An 18,591-nucleotide genomic window follows, 5' to 3' on the forward strand; every position below is an offset into this window, starting at 1 on the left:
AAGGTGCATGGTCTTGTCCTTTGCAGAGAGAAGCGAGCGGGACACTGCATGACAACCGGAAACCCCTGTTCAGCGGGGTGACGTATAAGCCTGCAACTCGTGAAGAAAGTGTGAGGTGGGCGGTTGTTTGCGAATGTGCGTATCTGGAATGGCCCAAAGTGTCGGCTCGCTGCGGGAGTGTTCCCATGCAATTAGTTGCAAAGCGCGCTTGGCGGGCTAATCCGCTATGGGAGCCGTTAAGGCACGGATATGGGGCCTTGCGATCTGCGACATTCGGACGCAGCCGTGATTGCAACGGATTCGATAGTGGGGCGTTGGTCGTGCCGCGAGCATGTCGGCCACTTCCCGGAGACCTCGAATGCGCACTGCTTCCCCGCATCACCATCCCCTCGCAATCGCCCTGGCGGGCGCGCTGTTCGTCTCACCTGCCGTCCAGGCTCAGCAGGTGGTGGCTGATGGCACCCATGAGAATCCCGCGGGCGGCAGCTATTCCACCACCGGTGTCGACGCGCACGCGTTCCATGTACTCAACGGCGGCCGCATCGCGGCCAACGATGCGGTCGTGCTGGCCACCGAGGGAAATGGGGCTGCTGGCATCCGCGTGGAAGGCACCGGCAGCAGCCTGTACGTTGCCGATGCCACCATCACCACCCGTGGCGACAATGCAGCAGGCGTGTCCATTTCCGGCGCTGACGGTGCGATCCAGATCGCCAGGGTCAGCATCGAGACACAGGGTTCAGCCAGTCACGGCATGAACGTTGTGGGTTCCGCTGCCAGCGTTGGCCACGCAGACATTCTCACCCGTGGCAATGGCGCGCACGGCGTGATGGTCAGTGGCGGCGGTGTTTTGGAGTTGGGCGGCGGTGCGATCACCGTGGAAGGAAGCAATGCCAACGCGGTGATGGTCAGTGGTGCGGGCAGTACGGCACGGATCGCAGGGAGCACCCTGGTCAGCCGCGGCGCGGGGAACTACGTCGCCCTGGCCAACTCGGGCGCCGCCCTGCACCTGCAGGACACACAGGTTGTCCATGAGGGTGCAGGTCTTGGCGTCGCCATCCACGCAGGCAGTACCGGCGAGCTGCGCAATGTGCACATCACGGTGCAGGGCTTGGGGACCGGTCTGGCAGGTGGCGGCGACGTCGCCTTGCTTGGAGGTTCCGTTACCGCAGTTGCAGCAGGGAGCACGGCCGTCGAAGCCCACGGTGGGAGCATGCGACTGGAATCGGTGGATGTTCGCGGTGACTATGGCATCAGCGCGATTGGTGGTGCGCGGCTGGAGCTGACGGGCAGTCGTGTGCATGCGGCGAACGGGGCGCTGCGGCTCTCAGGGCTGGGGACTACCGCCCATGTCGAGGGATCCGAACTGCTGGGTGATGGAGGGGCGGCCACGATTGCAGTTTACGACTCGGCAACGTTGGAACTCCTGCGCAGTGTGGTCCGTAGCGAAGGTGACAATCGGGTTGGCATCGACAATCGCGGCGGTGCGGTGACGCTGGACGGCGCGGAGGTCCACACCACGGGCGCGTCCAGCCATGCGCTGTACGCGGAACTCAGCGGCACGGTACGCCCTCGCATCGATGCCCTTGATACGTTGCTGAGCACTACCGGCGACAACGCCATAGGGGCCGTGGCACGAAAGGGCGGCAGCATCGATCTGGTGGACAGCACCGTGCTGACCACCGGTGAGGGCGCGCATGGTGTGCTCTCCGGTGGTGTGGGCGAAATGACGCTGGCCAATACCCACGTGCGCACCGAAGGTGAAGGTGCCTGGGCGGCGGTGATCAACGACAACGGCCGCATGAGCATCGATGGTGGCTCGCTGGTAAGTGCCCAGCACGGTGGCATCTGGTTGCGCAGCAGCCGCGATCCGGCGCTGACGTTGAGTAACGGCGTGGTGGTGTCCGGTGGCAATGGCATCGGCCTGGCGCTGGATGCTGCCGTCGCCGGCCGCTTCGACGTGGCGCTGGAAGGGGGCTCTCAGCTGCACGGCGATATCGTCATCACGCCCGAGGACGAAGACGCCGGACTGGTGCCGCAGTCCGATGTACACGTGCGCCTGGCGGATGGCGCGCTGTGGCAGGGGTCTTCCAATCTGGTGCAGACGCTTGTGCTTGAACGCGGCAGCCAATGGACGTTGACCGGCGATGCGACCGTGGACGAGTTGCAGGCGCGCGACAGCGTGGTGGCGTTGTCCGATGGCAGCGGCCGCTTCAATACGCTCACGGTGGAAGGTGACCTGCACAGCGAGGGCGCCACCTTCCTGTTCCAGGGCGCGCTGGCTGGCGATGATTCGGCCATCGACCGCCTGCACGTGCGCGGTGATACTTATGGTGATGCCCTGATTGCGGTGAGGAACATCGGCGGTGTGGGGGCGCCCACTGTGGATGGCATCCAGCTGATCGAAGTGGACGGCGCATCGCTGGCCAGCTATGCGCTGACCGGGCGTGCGGTGGGCGGTTCGTACGAGTACTTCCTGTTCCAGGGCGGTCTGGGCGATCCCAGCGATGGTCATTGGTATCTGCGCTCGCAGTGGTTTGACGTCTGCGAAGACGACCCGGGTGCGCCGGGTTGCGTGGTGAACCCAGGCCCGGGTCCGGATCCGGGTGAAGGCGGTGAAGGCGGGGGCGGCGGCGGAATCGTCGATCCGATCCGGCCGCCGCCGGTGCTGCGCCCGGAAGCCGGTGCCTATCTGGCGAACCAGTCCGCCGCAGTGAACATGTTCGCGCACCGGATGCATGATCGCACCGGCACCCTCACGGGTGAGCGCACTGCATGGGCACGCGTGGGTCGTAGCAATGCGGACTTCACTGCCGTTGGTGGGCAGCTGTCCGTGGACGGCAATACGTCGGTGCTTCAGATTGGCAGTGACCTGCTGCGCAAGGGCAATGCTGCGTTCGGCGTGATGCTGGGCAATGGTCGTGCCGACAACCGTGTCGTTTCGGATCTGACCGGCTACAGCGCCACCGGCCGCGTGCGTGGTACCGCCCTGGGTGTGTACGGCACCTGGTTGCAGGATGCGGAAGGCACCGGCGGTGCCTATGTGGATGCGACCATGCAGTTCGGCCGCTTCGACAACCGTGTGCAGGGTATCGGCCTGGAGCCGGAGCACTATGATGCGCGCGTGGCCACTGCGTCACTGGAAATGGGCCATACCTTCAATGTGTGGCAGGGTGCTGCCAGTTCGCTCTACGTGCAGCCGCAGCTGCAGCTGACGTATGCGGACTACCGTGCGGATCGCCACGTGGAGAGCAATGGCACGGTGATCGACCACGCCGATGCCGGTGGCCTGAGCGGGCGCCTGGGCGTGCGCGTGTTCGGTCATGGCACTGCAGCCGGCAACACCGTGCAGCCGTACCTGGGCGTGAACTGGCTGCGTGGCAGCGGCACCAGCACGTTGCAGTTCAACGATGACACGCTGGGCGCGGATGTGCCGCGCAATCGCTATGAAATGCAGGCCGGTGCCGAGTTGAAGCTGGGCCAGCGCTGGGGCGCATGGGGCGGGCTGAGTGTACAGCGCGGTGACCATGGCTACCGCAACGTGGGTGGCCAGGTGGGCGTGCGCATGGCCTGGTAAGCGGGCGTGCCGGGGTCGGAGCCCATTGCTTGGCAATGGGATCCGACCCCAACCCTTCCGGCACGCGGACCTCTGTAGAGCCGAGCCCATGCTCGGCTCACCGCGCGAAGCGCGGGTGCATCGTGATCTGAACGGAGAGCAGCCGAGCGTGGGCTCGGCTCTACAGTGCGGTGGGCGCAAACGATGGGATCTGACCCCGGTGCAATCAGGCATCACACCGGCGGCAGCACCTTGCCCGGGTTGAGAATTCCATCCGGGTCCAGCGCGGTCTTGATCGCGCGCATCGTCGCCAGCGTGGCCGGGCTGAACGCCTGCGTCATGAAATCGCGCTTGGCCAATCCAATGCCGTGTTCTCCCGACAACGTGCCTCCCAGTGACAGCGTCAGTTCGAAGATCTTCGGCAGCGCGGCATGCGCGCGTGCGTTCTCGTCGGCATCGTCCGGGTGGTAAAGAATGTTGACGTGCAGGTTGCCGTTGCCGGCATGACCGAAGGTGACGATGGTCAGCGTGTACTCGCGTGCCAATGCCTGCACGCCGGCCACCAGTTCCGGAATGCGCGACACCGGTACCACCACGTCTTCATTGATCTTGCCGGGCGCGACGGTGCGCAGTGCGGGTGACAGCGCCTTGCGTGCGGCCCACAACTGGTCGCGTGCGCGGCCTTCCATTGCCACGTCCAGTTCGATCATGCCGTCGCCTTCGGCGGCGCTGGCCAGTGCCTGCAACAGGTAGGGCAGGGTATCGTGGTCACCATCGGCTTCGACCAGCAGCATCGCGCCCGCCTCGGGCACCTCGGCACCATTGAGGCGCAGCAGCTCCAGGCTGCGGGCGTCCATGAATTCCAGGCGCGTGGGCACCACCGGCTGCGACATCAGGCGAGATACCGCTGCCGCCGCCGCGTCGGCGTCGCGGTACAGCACGCGCAGACCGGCCTGGCTGACCGGCAGCGGGGTCAGCTTGAGGGTGGCTTCCACGATCAGCGCCAGCGTGCCTTCGCTGCCCACCAGCAGGTGGGTGAGGTCGTAGCCTGTGGAGTCCTTGGTGTAGGCGCCACCGCAGCGGATCACCTCGCCGGTGCCGGTGACCGCGACCAGGCCCAGCACGTTGTCGCGGCTGGTGCCGTACTTCACCGCGCGCGGGCCACCGGCGTTGCAGGCCAGGTTGCCACCCACGCTGCAGATCTCCGCGCTGGATGGGTCCGGCGCCCAGAACAGGCCATGTGGCGCCAGCGCCTGCTGCAGCGTTCCATTGAGCACGCCGGGCTGCACCACGGCGCAGCGATCACCGGCACGGATCTCCACGATGCGGTCCATGCGGGTGAACGACAACACGATGCTGCCCGGCAACGGCACGGCTGCACCGGTGGTGCCGGTGCCGGCGCCGCGCGCGACCAGCGCTACGCCATGCACGCGACAGGCACGCACCAGTGCCTGCACCTGTTCGACGCTGGCGGGCAGCGCGACGGCAGCGGGGCGCTGGTGGCGCCACGAGTTGTCCTGCGCGTTCGCCTCCAGCGCGTTGTCATCCATGCGCCAGCCCTCCGCTCCCAGCAGGGCAGACAGTTCGGCAATCAATGCGGTGGGCAGGGCAGTACTCATGACAGATCTCGTGGGGCAGCAGGAGCGGGTTGGATCAGTTTCCAGGCAACAACGGCGCCGGCCAGCGGCAGCCAGACCCAGCGCAGTTCAGAGAGCAGGGTGGCGATGCCGCGCGCGCTGAAGAACTGCGGCGCAAACGGTGAAACGCGGATCGGCCGCCACGGGGCGAAGAAGCGCTGTTCGCTCCACGGCCAGGCGAGGGCAACGCCGAGGCCACCGGAGGTCATTGCGTCGAGCAGGGGATGGCTGGCGGCGCAGATGAAGACGAACGCCGCCGCCTGTACGGTGGACGCCAACGTTGGCCCTCGCTGGGTAGGTGCCAACCTTGGTTGGCGCGAAACCGCCGACCAAGGTCGGCCGCTACCAAAGAACGCCCACACCGCGGCCAACGCGGCCAGCACGCAGGCAAACAACAACGAATGGCTGGCACCACGATGCCCGAACGCATCGGCATACGGAATGTGCAGGGCAAAGGCCAGCACGTCGGCATCGGGCAGCATCGCGGCGACCACACCTGCAGCCAGCAGCCACGCCGGAATGCGGCCGCGATCGGCGGCGCACCACAGCGCCAGCGGTACAGCGGCATGGGTGATGATCGACGGCATCAGTCACGCACCATGGTCGTGCCGGCCAGTCCCAGAAGCGCCGACCAAGGTCGGCCTCTACCAGAGCGGACGGCAACCATCAGCAATCATCCAGCCGGAACGCATCGCGCAGCCAGTTCAACTGCGGTGGTTCACCCGTAGCTTCCACCACATCGAAACGGCAGGGCGCATCGGCAAGCGCGGGATGGTCCTGCAGGTACAGCGACGCGGCATGGGCTACACGTCGGCACTTGCGCACATCCACCGAGGCAGCACCGCCACCGAAATCGGAACGCGCGCGGTAGCGCACCTCCACGAACACCACGGTGCCGGCATCGTCCATCACCAGGTCCAGTTCACCGCCGCGATAACGCACATTGCGCGCATGCGGCCGCAGTCCGGCCTGTTGCAGATGCTGCTCGGCGGCGGCTTCCACCGCCGAGCCACGTTGGCTGCGCTCAGCGACCACCGACGATCGGCATCGGCCGGCCGCCATTGAAGGTCGACCAGGCCGGCTGGCGCAGGATGTTGCCATTGCTGTCCAGGAACAGGGTGCCGGTGGCACCGTCCAGGCCGCCTTCGTTGGACAGCTTGTCCAGGTAGGCGGTGATCTTCCAGGCATCGGCGCCGAAGGCGAACAGGCGGCCGGCCGCACCGCGTGCGCTGGGCAGGGTGCTGGCGACCTGGCTGGCCGAGGGCAGGCCGGACACGCTGCGCACGTTCCAGGCTTCGTTCGGGTAGACGATGCCGTCCAGCGCCACGTCTTCTTCCACCTTGCCGCTGCCGACGGTCAGCTGCGAAGTGCCAACGCGGGTGGCGCCACCGGCACCGGCCAGCGCCAGCTGCGGCGCCAGCAGTCGGGCCTGCGGGGCGCGCACGGCGAGGAACACGGCATCGACCTGGCCGGCATTGCGCACCTGCGCACCGACATCGCCAACCGCGTCGCTGACGCCGACGGTGGCCACCACCTGGCCGCCACGCTGGGCGAAGCGCTGGGCGAAGGCGGCGGCGGCACGGCGGCCGGTGTCGTCGGCGCTGTTGATCACCAGCGCCTTGCCGCGCTCGCGGCCGCGCAGATATTCGGCGGCAACAATGCCGTCGTCTTCCGGCGCCAGCGAGAAGCCGGCGCTGCCGGCTGGCGGCGCGTCCTTGCCACGGTTCAGGGCCAGCACCGGTACCTGCAGCTGCTGGCGGCCATAGACCGCATCCACTTCGTCACGGCCCAGCGGGCCGACCACGAAGTCGGCGCCGGAGGCGACGGCCTTGTCATAGGCGGCCAGCGCACCGGCCGGGGTACCGGCGGTGTCGATGAAGTTGATGTCCGGGCGGCGGCGGGTCTCGCCGTAGTACGCGGCCAGCAGGCCATCACGCACCGGCTGCGCGGCGGTGGCCAGGCGGCCGCTGAGCGGCAGCAGCACGGCCAGCTTGGCCGGCGGACGGTAGCCGTCGCTCATGGCCGGCGGGCGCTTGCTGGTATCGAACTGGGCGGCGCCATCGCGGTCGAACGGGCGCGGCAGCGGCAGGCCACGCGCGATCAGTGCACGGCCGGCGAAGTTGTACAGCGGGTCGTTGGCCGGCAGCGCGGCGGCACGGCTGCGCAGGGTGGCGTCGTCAAGCGTACCGAGCAGACCGGCGATGGCGGCCTGGTTCTCGCTGCGTGCGCTGCCGGTCAGGCTGGCGTGGGCGCGGGCGCGCTCGGTGGCGGCACCGAAGGCATCGCCGGTGCCCTGCAGCGCGTTGGCGCGGGCTACGTGCCAGCGCGTGCGCAGCGCGGGGAAGACGTTGTCGCCCTGTTCCTTCAGCAGGGCCAGGGCCTGCGCCGGCTGCTTGTCGGCCAGTGCCAGCTCGGCGCCGGTCAGCTGGTAGCGCTGCAGGCTGGTGCCAGACAGCTGGCGGGCGGTGAGCTGGCCAAGCAGGCTGCGCGCGCGGGCACTGTCGCCGGCCAGGTGCCAGGCCCAGGCGGCATCGGCCAGGGCGTTGCTGCGGGCGCCACCTTTCAGGGTTGCGGCCAGCGCTTCCAGCTGCAGGGCGGCGTCGCGCGGTTTGCCTTGTTCGATCAGCGCCAGCGCCTGGCTCTGGGCCGGCGATTCGGGCGCGCTGGTCAGGCTGGTGGTGGCACAGCCGGCCAGCAGCATCAGCGACAGCGACAGGGCGGAGATCCGTGCGGCGGGCTTGTTCATGATCGGGTCCATGCGATGAGGGCAGCGGCCTTGGCCGGGTACACGCTACGATTCTACCCTTGCCCCGTGAGTACCGCTGAAATGAGTGTCCCAACCCTGTATGTCGTCGCCACCCCGATCGGCAACCTGGCCGATCTGAGCCCGCGCGCGCAGGAGGTGCTGCGTTCGGTGGTGGCCATCTGTGCCGAGGACACCCGCCGCAGCGGCCAGTTGCTGTCCCATTTCGGCATCCAGCAGCCGCTGGTGGCCCTGCATGAACACAATGAAGAGGCCCTGGCGCAGCGCTTGGTGTCGCGCCTGCAGGCCGGTGAGTCGCTGGCGCTGGTCAGCGATGCCGGCACCCCGCTGGTCAGTGACCCCGGTTTCCGCCTGGTGCGTGCCGCGCGCGCGGCCGGCATCAAGGTCAGCCCGATTCCCGGGGCCTGTGCCGCCATCGCCGCGCTGAGCGTGGCCGGCCTGCCCAGCGACCGCTTCAGCTTCGAAGGTTTCCTGCCGGCCAAGGCCAGCGGCCGCCGCGACCGGCTACAGGCGCTGGCGGGTGAAGTGCGCACGATGGTGTTCTACGAATCCTCGCATCGCATCGCCGAGTCGCTGGCCGACATGGCCGCGATCTTCGGCGGCGAGCGCCCGGCGGTGCTGGCCCGCGAGCTGACCAAGCTGTTCGAGACCGTGCTCGACGGTGACCTGGCCGGCCTGTTGGCGAAGGTGGAAGCTGACGAGAACCAGCGCAAGGGCGAGTTCGTGGTGATGGTGCAGGGCGCCGGCGACGATGAGGAAGCGCAGCTGGCGCATGGCCGCCGCGTCTACGCCAAGCTGAGCGAGCATCTGCCGCCGTCGACCGCCGCGAAGCTGGCCGCGGAACTGACCGGTGCGCCGCGCAAGGCGTTGTACGGCAGTTGATGGATCGTGCGGACCAAGGTCCGCACCCACCAGATCGGAATCCCCACCCACCAGGGCAGCGGCATCGGTAGATCCACGCCACGCGTGGATGGATGAACCGGACGCCGCGATCGGCACGGCAGGAAAGGCGCGCGTACGCTAGAATGCGCGCTGGCGGAGTCGGCCAGACAGTCGCGTCATCCCTTCGGGGGTGCCGAGGAAAGTCCGGGCTCCATAGGGCAAGGTGCCAGGTAACGCCTGGGCGGCGCAAGCCGACGGAAAGTGCAACAGAAAGATACCGCCTACGTCTTCTTCGGAAGGCCGGTAAGGGTGAAATGGTGCGGTAAGAGCGCACCGCGAGTCTGGTAACAGACCGGCACGGCAAACCCCACCTGGAGCAAGACCAAATAGGGATCCTTTGGCGCGGCCCGCGTTGGATCCGGGTAGGTTGCTTGAGCGTTGCGGTGACGTAACGCCTAGAGGAATGACTGTCCACGACAGAACCCGGCTTATCGGCCGGCTCCGCCTCTTTCTTACGGTAGGCCGAGCATGGCTCGGCTCTACAGTAGAGCCGAGCCATGCTCGGCTGCTCTCCGCCCAGATGCTTGGGATGTTGTTCAACCCGGCGTGCGGTACTGCCCGGCGGAAATGAACTGCTCGAACCGTTCGCACCACACCACTACGGTGGTGTAATCGTCCACGTTGACGCTTTCAGGCACGTCCACCAGGAAACGGTTGAAAGTCTTCACCTCGCCGATGCGCTGGGCCTGTGCCTTGATCTTCAGGAAATCGGCCTTGTTGTCGACGAAGTCGCGCACGAGGTAGACCTTGTAGTCCGGCCCCGGGCCCATCTTGCCGTCGAACGCGACCTGGCGCGGGCTGACGCTGACCTTGCCGTCGGCCCAGTGCACGGCGTCGCTGCCCTTGAGGTCGCGACGGAAGGTGGTGTGGTAACGGGCGTCGCCCATCGCCGCCTGTACCTGCGCGACCGGCGGGTCGTCGGGAGCGATCAGGATCGGCAGCAGGTAGATGCCAAGGCCGAAGCCGAGGCCGAGGGCGAGCAGGTGGGTGACGACAAGTACGAGAACACGGCGCATCGATGACTCCCTGTGGATCGGTGAGGCGCGCGGCAGAACCGCGCCGGGTCATCGTGTGGCGTGCGTGCAGACATTTATAGACACAGAAAACAGGTACAGGGTCAGAAATCGACCTGGCTCTGGCCGAGGGCGACACCCTGCGGGCCGAAGCGACGCTCGTGGATCTGCCCGTGCCCTTCGGCATCGATCAGCAGCACCGTGCTGGCGCGGGTGCCATAGTCGTCGCCGCGGATGAAGGCCGGGCTCAGCCAGCGCTCGCGTTCCAGTCCGATGCCGGTGTCGGGCAGGTCGCTGTCGGCGGGGCGATGTTCGTCCGCCAGGGCGGCCCAGAGCGGGGTCAGGTCCTCATCGCCGGCCTCGAACCAGGCTTCAAGCGCAGCCATCAGCCGCCGGGTCTTCGGCCAGGGCGCGTCCAGCGCACCGTTGGACATGCCATGCACGCCCGGGCCCAGGCGCTGGCGCTCGGCAGGGTGGTTGCCCAGGAACTCCAGGCTGTGGCCGTCGGCCAGCAGCAGGTTGAATGGGGCGTAGGCGCCGGCCACCGTTGCCAGTCGGTCGATATGCACGGCGGCGGGCTCGCGGCCGCGCAGGAAGTCGGCCACCAGCGCACCCCGTGAAGGACCGGTCTGGGCGGCCAGCGGGTCGCGGACATTGGTGACCACGGCCATGCGTCCACCCGCACCGACGCCGGCCCAGCCGCCGCCGGAGCGCAGGTCGCGCCCCCCGATGACGGAGGTCTCATCTTGCCAGGGGGCCAGCGCCGCTGTCGGGCGGGCGTGGAACTCATCACGGTTGCCGGTCATCACCAGCCGCCAGCGCGGGTGGTGCATCCAGCCAAGAGCGAGCAGGCACATGGCCTCATTGTGCACGGTTTGCGCAGTCTGGCGCCGCTTCCTGCCCGTCCCGGATGAATGCGCGAGCGATGTTTCACGCTCTGTCCACACCCCTGAACTTCCGTTCAATCTCAAAAATTGAGACGGATCAGCAACTTGTGGATAAGCCTTGAACAATTCTCTAAAGGTTGTTGCAAGCCATTGATGCGGCTGGCGATTTCCCCGCTGAAAAGTTGTTGACAACCCTTCGGCCGCTGCTAAGGTGGGCATCAGAGGGAAATCCGGGTGTTTTGTGGGTTTTCGTGGTTCAATGTTTCACCGGGCGAAGGATAGGTGCACGCGTCGTGTTCCAGGGCGAGACGGCCATCACAGTTGACGATAAAGGGCGCATGGCGGTTCCCACCGCTTACCGCGACCTCGTCGCGCGCGCCAGCAACAACCGTCTCGTGCTGACCTACAACCCGTTCGAAGCCGGCTGCCTGTGGCTGTATGCAGAGTCGGAATGGGAGCGGGTCCGCGACGACGTCATGTCCAAGCCCAACACCCAGCGCGTCGTGCGCCTGTTGCAGCAGAAGCTGGTCGGCTCGGCCGCCCATCTGGAGCTCGACGGCAACGGTCGCATCAGCATCCCCGCCAGCCACCGCGGTGCGGTGGGCATTGAGAAGAAGGCGGTATTGCTCGGTATGGGCGACAAGTTCGAATTGTGGAGCGAGCAGGCGCATCGGGCCCTGATCCAGCAGACGTTGTCTGACGAGGATCTGGGTGATGGGTTGCTCGACCTGAAGTTGTGAGCCGGGGTGCCCGGATGCGCCCAGAAGCGCAGGCCGGTCACCTTCCGGTGTCGCAGTCGCCGGCGGTGCACCTGCCGGTCCTGTACACCCAGGTCATCGAAGGCCTGAGGGTGATCGAAAACGGACGTTATCTGGATGGCACGTTCGGTCGTGGCGGTCATGCACGTGGCGTGCTCACCCAGCTTGGTCCCGAGGGGCGCCTGCTGGTCATGGACAAGGATCCGGAAGCCATTGCCGTTGCCGAGCGCGATTTCGCGCCGGACCCGCGCGTGTCCATCTTCCGTGGCAGCTTCGCCCAGCTGCTGCAGTGGGATGCGACGGCCGAAGGCCTGGACGGCGTGCTGTTCGACCTGGGCGTGTCGTCGCCGCAGCTGGACGTGGCCGAACGTGGCTTCAGCTTCGGCAAGGACGGCCCGCTGGACATGCGCATGGACCCGGACAGCGGCGAAAGCGCCGCGCAGTGGATCAACCGCGTGGAAGACCGCGAGATTGCCGACGTGCTGTGGACCTACGGCGAAGAGCGGCAGAGCCGCCGCATCGCCCGTGCCATCGTGGCCCGCCGCGAGAAGCAGCCGTTCACCCGCACCGCCGAACTGGCCGAGCTGATCGCCTCGGTGATGCCGCGTGGCAAGGACAAGATCCACCCGGCCACGCGCAGCTTCCAGGCCATCCGCATCCACATCAACCGCGAGCTGGCCGATCTGGAAGCCGGGCTCGATGCGGCGGTGGAACGGCTCAAGCCCGGTGGCCGCCTGGCGGTGATCAGCTTCCATTCGCTGGAAGACCGCATCGTCAAGCAGTACATGAACCGCCTGGCCAAGGCGCCGCCGGCCAACCGCCGCCTGCCCGAGGCGGTCGCGTTCGTGCCGACGCTGGACCTGATCGGCGGTGCCATCAAGGCCACCGACGAAGAGCTGGCCGCCAACCCGCGCGCCCGCAGCGCCGTGCTGCGCGTGGCCCAGAAGCGGGAGGCCGATGCATGAGCCGGCTGCTGCTGATCATCCTGCTGGCTTCCACCGTGGCCTCGGCGATCGGCGTCGTGTTCGTGCGTCACCGTCACCGGCAGACGTTCATCGAGTTGTCGCGCGCCGAGCGCAAGCGCGATGACATCAATCTGGAATTCGGCCGCCTGCAGCTGGAGCAGGCGACCCTGGCCGAAGCCAACCGTGTCGATCGCATCGCCCGCGAGAAGCTCGGCATGAAGTTCCCCGAGGCCGCCGACATCGTGGTGGTGCGGCCATGAGCAAGACCGGCCGCAACCGCCCGCGCAACGCCTTCAACCTGCGCCAGCGCCTGCGCTGGGTGGCGCTGGCGCTCGGCCTGTGCTCGGTGTCGCTGGTCGGTCGTGCCGCCTACGTGCAGATCATCAACAGCGACTTCTACCAGCGCCAGGGCGAGGCCCGTTACCTGCGCGAGCTGCCGATCAAGACCTCGCGCGGCATGATCACCGACCGCAACGGCGAGCCGCTGGCGGTATCCACCCCGGTCGCCTCGATCTGGGTCAATCCGCAGGACCTGCTGCGTTCGCCCGAGCGCATTCCGGAGCTGGCCCAGGCGGTCGGCATGTCGGTGGACGAGCTGAGCAGCCGCCTGTCGCAGAAGTCGGACAAGGAATTCATGTACCTGCGCCGCCGGATCAATCCGGACGAGGCAGAAAAGGTGGTCGCGCTGAAGATTCCGGGCGTGGCCGCGCAGCGCGAGTTCCGCCGCTTCTACCCGCAGGGCGAAGCGATGGCGCACGTGCTGGGCTTCACCAACATTGACGACCGCGGCCAGGAAGGCCTGGAGCTGGCCTTCGACGAATGGCTGCGCGGCAAGGCCGGTGCGAAGCGGGTCATCCGCAACCGCAAGGGCGAAACCGTCGAGAGCGATCTGCTGCGCGCTGCTGAACCGGGCAAGGACCTGACCCTCAGCATCGACCGCCGCATCCAGTACCTGGCGTTCAAGGAACTGCGCAACGCGCTGGTGGCGAACAAGGCCGCCGGCGGTTCGATGGTGATCATGGACGTGACCACCGGCGAGATCCTGGCCATGGTCAACCTGCCGACCTACAACCCGAATTCGCTGACCGGCGCGCTGCCCGATGCGCGCCGCAACCGTGCGGTGACCGATCTGGTCGAGCCGGGTTCGACGATGAAGCCGCTGACCATCGCCACCGCGCTGCAGGCCGGTGCGGTGACCAAGGACACCATCATCGATACCAACCCGGGTTACATGCAGGTGGCCCGCTTCACCATCCGCGACGTGCCTCGCAACAACGGCGTGTTGAACGTGACCGGTGTGATCACCCGCAGTTCCAATATCGGCGCGGCCAAGGTTGCGGCGAAGATGCCGGACCAGGTGTTCTACGACGGCGTGCGCCGCTTCGGCTATGGCTCGGTGCCGCACAGCGGCTTCCCGGGTGAATCCGGTGGCGTGGTGCGACGCCCGGCCAATTGGGACGGTGCCACCAAGACCACCATGTCCTACGGCTACGGCCTGAACGTGACGCCGCTGCAGATCGCCACCGCCTATTCGGCGCTGGCCAATGGCGGCAAGCTGATCGCGCCGACCTTCGTCAAAGGCCAGCGCAACGAAGCGCATCAGATCATCGATGAGAGCGTCGCCAGGCAGGTGGTGGCGATGATGGAAACGGTGGTCACCCAGGGCGGCGCCAAGCAGGCGGCGGTGCTGGGCTACCGCGTGGCCGGCAAGACCGGTACCGCGCGCAAGACCGGCCCGGGTGGTTACGAGCGTGGCCATTACAACGCGCTGTTTGCCGGCGTGGTGCCGGCCACCAACCCGCGCTTCGCCACCGTCATCGTCATCAACGACCCGCAGGCCGGCAAGTTCTACGGTGGCCTGGTGTCGGCGCCGGTCTACCACAACGTGATGGAAGGCACTCTGCGCCTGATGGACGTGCCGCTGGACGACCTGCAGTCGTGGCTGGCCGCGCAGCAGTCCGGCAAGGTCGGCCACTCGGCCTCGATCCTGCCTGCGCCGCCCGCAGAGGCTGCGCTGCCGGTGGATGCCGCCGCTGAATTCGACGCTGCGCTGCCCAGCGCGCAAGCCCAGACGCCGCCCGCTACGGGAGGCACGCAATGAGTCCTTCGATGTTGCTTTCGCAGTTGCTTCCGGACGTGGCCCTGGCGGGCCATGATCCCGTTCTGACCGGCCTGGTGCTGGACAGCCGCGCCGTGCGCCCCGGCAATGCCTTCGTCGCCATCGCCGGTTTCGGCGCGCATGGCCTGGGCTTTGTCGAGCAGGCCCGCGCGGCGGGCGCTGGCGCCATCCTGTTCGAGCCGCCGGCCCCTGCCGAGTTGCCGGCCCCGGCCGATGCGATCGCGGTGCCGGGCCTGCGTGCGCGCATGGGGGCGATGGCCGACCAGTTCCATGGCGCACCGTCGCGGGCGATGGCGATGGTGGGCGTGACCGGCACCAACGGCAAGACCTCCACCGTGCAGCTGCTGGCCCAGGCCTGGCACCTGCTCGGCACGCCCAGTGGCAGTATCGGCACGCTGGGCGCCGGACTTTATGGTGCGGTTGAACCGACCGGTTTCACTACGCCGCTGGTGCTGCAGATGCATGCGCTGCTGGCGCAGCTGCGCGACGCCGGTGCGCGCGCGGTAGCGATGGAAGTCAGCTCGCACGCGCTGGACCAGGGCCGCGTCGATGCCGTGCATTACGACGTGGCGGTGTTCACCAACCTCACCCGCGATCATCTGGATTACCACGGCGACATGGCCAGCTACGGCGCGGCCAAGGCGCGGCTGTTCCATCGTCCGGGCCTGAAGGCTGCGGTGATCAATCTTGACGACGCCTTCGGCCGCCAGCTGTTTGCCGGCCTGCCGGCGGGCGTGCAGCCGATCGGACTGAGCTCGCGTGGTGCCAGCGATGCCAGCGTGCGCGCTGAAGCGCTGCAGCTGGATGGCCGAGGCATTGCGTTCGAACTGGTCATCGACGGCCAACGTGCCGTGGTGCAGTCGCCGCTGCTGGGCCGCTTCAACGTGGACAACCTGCTGGCCGTGGCCGGTACCCTGCATGCACAGGGCCAGCCGCTGCCACGCATCGCTGAAGTGCTGTCGGCGCTGCAGCCGATCCGCGGCCGCATGAACCGCCTCGGCGGCGAAGACGGCCTGCCGACCGTGGTGGTCGATTACGCACATACCCCGGACGCGCTGGAACAGGCATTGGACAGCCTGCACGGCCACCTGCACGGCGCGCTGTTCTGCGTGTTCGGCTGCGGTGGCGAGCGCGATACCGGCAAGCGTCCTCAGATGGCCGCGATCGCCGAGCGCCTGGCCAACCAGGTCATCGTCACCGACGACAACCCGCGTGGCGAGGATGGCGACGTGATCGTGGCCGACATCCTGGCGGGCTTCCAGAATGCCGATGCCGTGACCGTGCAGCGCAGCCGCGCGCGTGCGATCGGCCTGGCGGTGAAGCGCGCCGGTGCCGGCGACATCATCCTGATTGCCGGCAAGGGCCACGAGCCATACCAGGAAGTAAATGGCGTACGCCATGACTTCGACGACACCGAAGTGGCCGCCGCTGCGTTGGCTGCCAAGGCCGGTGTTCTGAGCTCGCAGGCCGGGGAGGGCATCGCATGAAGCGCACCCTGCTTTCGCTGATCGCACACTGGGCCGGCGGCGAGATCCACGGCGACGACGTGGCCATCGATGCGGTCAGCCATGACACCCGCAGCCTCGGTCCGGGCAGCCTGTATGTGGCGCTGCGCGGCGAGCGTTTTGACGGCCATGATTTCGCCGCCGACGCACAGGCGCGCGGTGCCAGTGCGCTGCTGGTCGAGCGCCTGCTGCCGATCGAGCTGCCGCAGGTGCTGGTGGCTGACAGTGAACTGGCGCTGGCGAAGATCGCCACCGGCATGCAGCGTGACCGCGGCACCGAGGTGTTCGCGATCACCGGCAGCAACGGCAAGACCAGCGTGAAGAGCCTGCTGCTGTCGATCCTGCAGCAGGTGGCACAGCATGCGCACAAGGTGGTCTACGCCAACCCGGGCAACCGCAACAACGAGATCGGCCTGCCGCTGGCGGTGATCGATGCGCCGGAAGATGCCGACTACGCCGTCTACGAGATGGGCGCTGGCAAGCCGGGTGACATCGCCTACCTGACCGATATCGCCCGCCCGCGCTATGCGCTGGTCAACAACATCGCCCCGGCCCATCTGGAACGCATGGGCAGCCTGCTCGGCGTGGCAGTGACCAAGGGCGCGATCTATGCCGCATTGCCGGCCGATGGTGTGGCGGTGATCAACGCCGACGATGCCTACGGCCGCTGGTTCGAACAGCATTTCGTCGGCACTCCGCCGCGCTGCCGCGTGCTGCGCTATGGCCTGGAACATACCGCCGACGTGACCGCGCGCGACATCCGCGCCGGTGCGCAGGGCAGCCAGTTCACCCTGGTTTCGCCGGCCGGCGAAGCGCGCGTGGTGCTCGGCCTGCCGGGTCGCCACAACGTCAGCAATGCACTGGCCGCGGCCAGCCTGGCGCTGGCCGCCGGTGTCGATCTCGCGCTGATTGCCGCCGGTCTGGCCGAGGCACAGCCGGTGCCGGGTCGGCAGATCGCCCATCAGCTGCGCAACGGCGCGGTGCTGGTGGATGACAGCTACAACGCCAATCCCGGCTCGCTGGCTGCGGCCATCGATGCCCTGGCCGCAGCCCCGGAAGAGGGCTGGCTGGTGCTGGGCGACATGCGCGAGCTGGGGCCGGACGCTGAAGCGCTGCACGCGCAGGCGGGGCTCCGCGCGCGCGCTGCTGGCCTCAAGCGCCTGTATGCGCTGGGCCCGCTCAGCGCCGCTGCCGCCACCGCCTTCGGCGAAGGCGGCCGTCATTTCGCCACCCATGACGCGCTGTCGCAGGCGCTGAAGGACGAGCTGCACGCCGGCGTGCGCTGCCTGGTCAAGGGTTCCCGTGGCAGCGCCATGGACACGATTGTCAAAGCGCTGCTGGCGCAAGGAGAGGAATCCCCGCATGTTGTATGAACTGGCTCGATGGTTGCAGCAGTTGGAGAGCCTGTTCGGGCTGTTCAACTACCAGACGTTCCGCGCCATCCTTGCCGCGCTGACGGCCCTGTTCCTGTCGCTGTGGCTCGGCCCGGCGATGATCCGCAAGCTTGCCCAGTTCAAGGGCGGCCAGCCGATCCGCAAGGACGGTCCGCAGACCCATTTCTCCAAGGCCGGCACACCGACCATGGGCGGTTCGCTGATCCTGCTCACCATCACACTGTCGGTGCTGATGTGGGCTGACCTGCGCAACCGCTACGTGTGGCTGGTGCTGGCGGTGATGCTGTGCTTCGGCGCCATCGGCTGGTATGACGACTGGATCAAGATCGTCCGCCGCGACCCGAACGGCCTGAAGTCGCGCTGGAAGTACCTGCTGCAGTCGATCTTCGGCCTGGCCGCGGGCCTGTTCCTGTTCTACACGGCCGACGTGCCGGCGGCGCTGACCTTCTACATCCCGATGTTCAAGTCGATCGCGCTGCCGCTGGCCGGCATCGGCTTCGTGGCCATCGCCTACTTCTGGATCGTCGGTTTCTCCAACGCGGTGAACCTGACCGACGGCCTGGACGGCCTGGCGATCATGCCGACCGTGCTGGTGGCCTGCGCGCTGGGTGTGTTCGCCTACGCATCGGGCAACGTGGTGTTCGCCAACTACCTGCAGATCCCGCAGATCCCGGGCGCCGGCGAGCTGGTCATCATCTGCGCGGCCATCGCCGGTGCGGGCCTGGGCTTCCTGTGGTTCAACACCTATCCGGCCATGGTGTTCATGGGCGACATCGGTGCACTGGCGCTGGGTGCGGTGCTGGGCACGATCGCGGTGATCACCCGCCAGGAACTGGTGCTGGTGATCATGGGCGGCGTGTTCGTCATCGAAACGCTGTCGGTGATGATCCAGGTCGCCTCGTTCAAGCTGACCGGCAAGCGCGTGTTCCGCATGGCGCCGATCCATCACCACTTCGAACTGAAGGGCTGGCCGGAGCCGCGCGTGATCGTGCGCTTCTGGATCATCTCCGTCGTGCTCGTGCTGATCGGCCTGGCCACGTTGAAGGTGCGCTGA

The 18,591-nt window shown here is 67.4% G+C and carries 15 protein-coding genes and 1 other RNA gene; 10 read left to right on the plus strand and 6 right to left on the minus strand.

The window, feature by feature from the left end:
* Positions 1 to 358: 358 nt before the first annotated feature.
* Entirely contained in the window at positions 359 to 3,574 is a 3,216-nt protein-coding gene (locus tag AC5QAH_RS20215; RefSeq protein ID WP_262102809.1) for an autotransporter outer membrane beta-barrel domain-containing protein, read from the plus strand.
* A 212-nt stretch (positions 3,575 to 3,786) separates the two neighbouring features.
* Here AC5QAH_RS20215 and AC5QAH_RS20220 read toward each other — a convergent pair whose 3' ends face one another.
* The 4 genes from AC5QAH_RS20220 to AC5QAH_RS20235 all read right to left on the minus strand — a co-directional run bounded on the left by AC5QAH_RS20220 (position 3,787) and on the right by AC5QAH_RS20235 (position 7,936).
* Positions 3,787 to 5,172: an FAD-linked oxidase C-terminal domain-containing protein gene (locus AC5QAH_RS20220; protein ID WP_049482068.1), complete on the minus strand. Its 1,386-nt coding sequence runs from the start codon at positions 5,170 to 5,172 to the stop codon at positions 3,787 to 3,789.
* Positions 5,169 to 5,777, minus strand: coding sequence for a metal-dependent hydrolase (locus AC5QAH_RS20225; protein ID WP_312387024.1), 609 nt, complete (start codon positions 5,775 to 5,777; stop codon positions 5,169 to 5,171). The genes AC5QAH_RS20220 and AC5QAH_RS20225 overlap by 4 nt, the downstream gene beginning before the upstream one ends.
* 79 nt (positions 5,778 to 5,856) lie before the next feature.
* The gene (locus AC5QAH_RS20230; protein ID WP_262102812.1) at positions 5,857 to 6,225 is read right to left on the minus strand and encodes a YraN family protein; all 369 of its coding nucleotides are present in this window, start codon (positions 6,223 to 6,225) and stop codon (positions 5,857 to 5,859) included.
* A complete protein-coding gene (locus tag AC5QAH_RS20235) occupies positions 6,215 to 7,936 on the minus strand; it encodes a penicillin-binding protein activator (protein WP_049435659.1) in 1,722 nt (573 codons plus the stop codon). The genes AC5QAH_RS20230 and AC5QAH_RS20235 overlap by 11 nt, the downstream gene beginning before the upstream one ends.
* Before the next feature lie 81 nt (positions 7,937 to 8,017).
* Between AC5QAH_RS20235 and rsmI the strand changes: the two genes are divergently transcribed.
* Together rsmI and rnpB are read left to right on the plus strand one after the other, a co-directional pair.
* Positions 8,018 to 8,836 carry a 16S rRNA (cytidine(1402)-2'-O)-methyltransferase gene (rsmI, locus tag AC5QAH_RS20240; RefSeq protein ID WP_241873695.1) on the plus strand — a complete coding sequence of 273 codons (819 nt, stop codon included), beginning with the start codon at positions 8,018 to 8,020 and terminating at the stop codon, positions 8,834 to 8,836.
* A 155-nt stretch (positions 8,837 to 8,991) separates the two neighbouring features.
* An RNA gene (gene rnpB, locus AC5QAH_RS20245) (RNase P RNA component class A) lies at positions 8,992 to 9,343 on the plus strand.
* An 89-nt stretch (positions 9,344 to 9,432) separates the two neighbouring features.
* Here rnpB and AC5QAH_RS20250 read toward each other — a convergent pair.
* Together AC5QAH_RS20250 and AC5QAH_RS20255 are read right to left on the minus strand one after the other, a co-directional pair.
* Positions 9,433 to 9,912 carry a DM13 domain-containing protein gene (locus AC5QAH_RS20250; protein ID WP_010481944.1) on the minus strand — a complete coding sequence of 160 codons (480 nt, stop codon included), beginning with the start codon at positions 9,910 to 9,912 and terminating at the stop codon, positions 9,433 to 9,435.
* A gap of 101 nt (positions 9,913 to 10,013) precedes the next feature.
* Entirely contained in the window at positions 10,014 to 10,766 is a 753-nt protein-coding gene (locus AC5QAH_RS20255; protein WP_049482064.1) for an NRDE family protein, read from the minus strand.
* A gap of 323 nt (positions 10,767 to 11,089) precedes the next feature.
* On the opposite strand from AC5QAH_RS20255, the gene mraZ reads away from it, so the two are divergent.
* From mraZ to mraY, 7 genes are read left to right on the plus strand one after another with little or no spacing between them, the layout of a single operon-like run.
* Positions 11,090 to 11,536: a division/cell wall cluster transcriptional repressor MraZ gene (gene mraZ / locus AC5QAH_RS20260; RefSeq protein WP_004143635.1), complete on the plus strand. Its 447-nt coding sequence runs from the start codon at positions 11,090 to 11,092 to the stop codon at positions 11,534 to 11,536.
* 14 nt (positions 11,537 to 11,550) lie between these two features.
* Positions 11,551 to 12,519, plus strand: a complete 969-nt coding sequence (rsmH, locus tag AC5QAH_RS20265) for a 16S rRNA (cytosine(1402)-N(4))-methyltransferase RsmH (RefSeq protein WP_010481940.1) — start codon at positions 11,551 to 11,553, stop codon at positions 12,517 to 12,519.
* Positions 12,516 to 12,779: a cell division protein FtsL gene (ftsL, locus tag AC5QAH_RS20270; RefSeq protein ID WP_005412242.1), complete on the plus strand. Its 264-nt coding sequence runs from the start codon at positions 12,516 to 12,518 to the stop codon at positions 12,777 to 12,779. Before rsmH ends, ftsL begins: the two co-directional genes overlap by 4 nt.
* Positions 12,776 to 14,620: a peptidoglycan D,D-transpeptidase FtsI family protein gene (locus AC5QAH_RS20275; RefSeq protein WP_049399810.1), complete on the plus strand. Its 1,845-nt coding sequence runs from the start codon at positions 12,776 to 12,778 to the stop codon at positions 14,618 to 14,620. The genes ftsL and AC5QAH_RS20275 overlap by 4 nt, the downstream gene beginning before the upstream one ends.
* A complete protein-coding gene (locus tag AC5QAH_RS20280) occupies positions 14,617 to 16,125 on the plus strand; it encodes a UDP-N-acetylmuramoyl-L-alanyl-D-glutamate--2,6-diaminopimelate ligase (RefSeq protein WP_191850660.1) in 1,509 nt (502 codons plus the stop codon). Before AC5QAH_RS20275 ends, AC5QAH_RS20280 begins: the two co-directional genes overlap by 4 nt.
* Positions 16,122 to 17,516, plus strand: a complete 1,395-nt coding sequence (locus AC5QAH_RS20285) for a UDP-N-acetylmuramoyl-tripeptide--D-alanyl-D-alanine ligase (protein ID WP_049411259.1) — start codon at positions 16,122 to 16,124, stop codon at positions 17,514 to 17,516. The genes AC5QAH_RS20280 and AC5QAH_RS20285 overlap by 4 nt, the downstream gene beginning before the upstream one ends.
* A complete protein-coding gene (mraY, locus tag AC5QAH_RS20290) occupies positions 17,506 to 18,591 on the plus strand; it encodes a phospho-N-acetylmuramoyl-pentapeptide-transferase (RefSeq protein ID WP_010481929.1) in 1,086 nt (361 codons plus the stop codon). Before AC5QAH_RS20285 ends, mraY begins: the two co-directional genes overlap by 11 nt.

It is taken from the genome of Stenotrophomonas sp. YJH_SMC_43, from assembly GCF_059372535.1.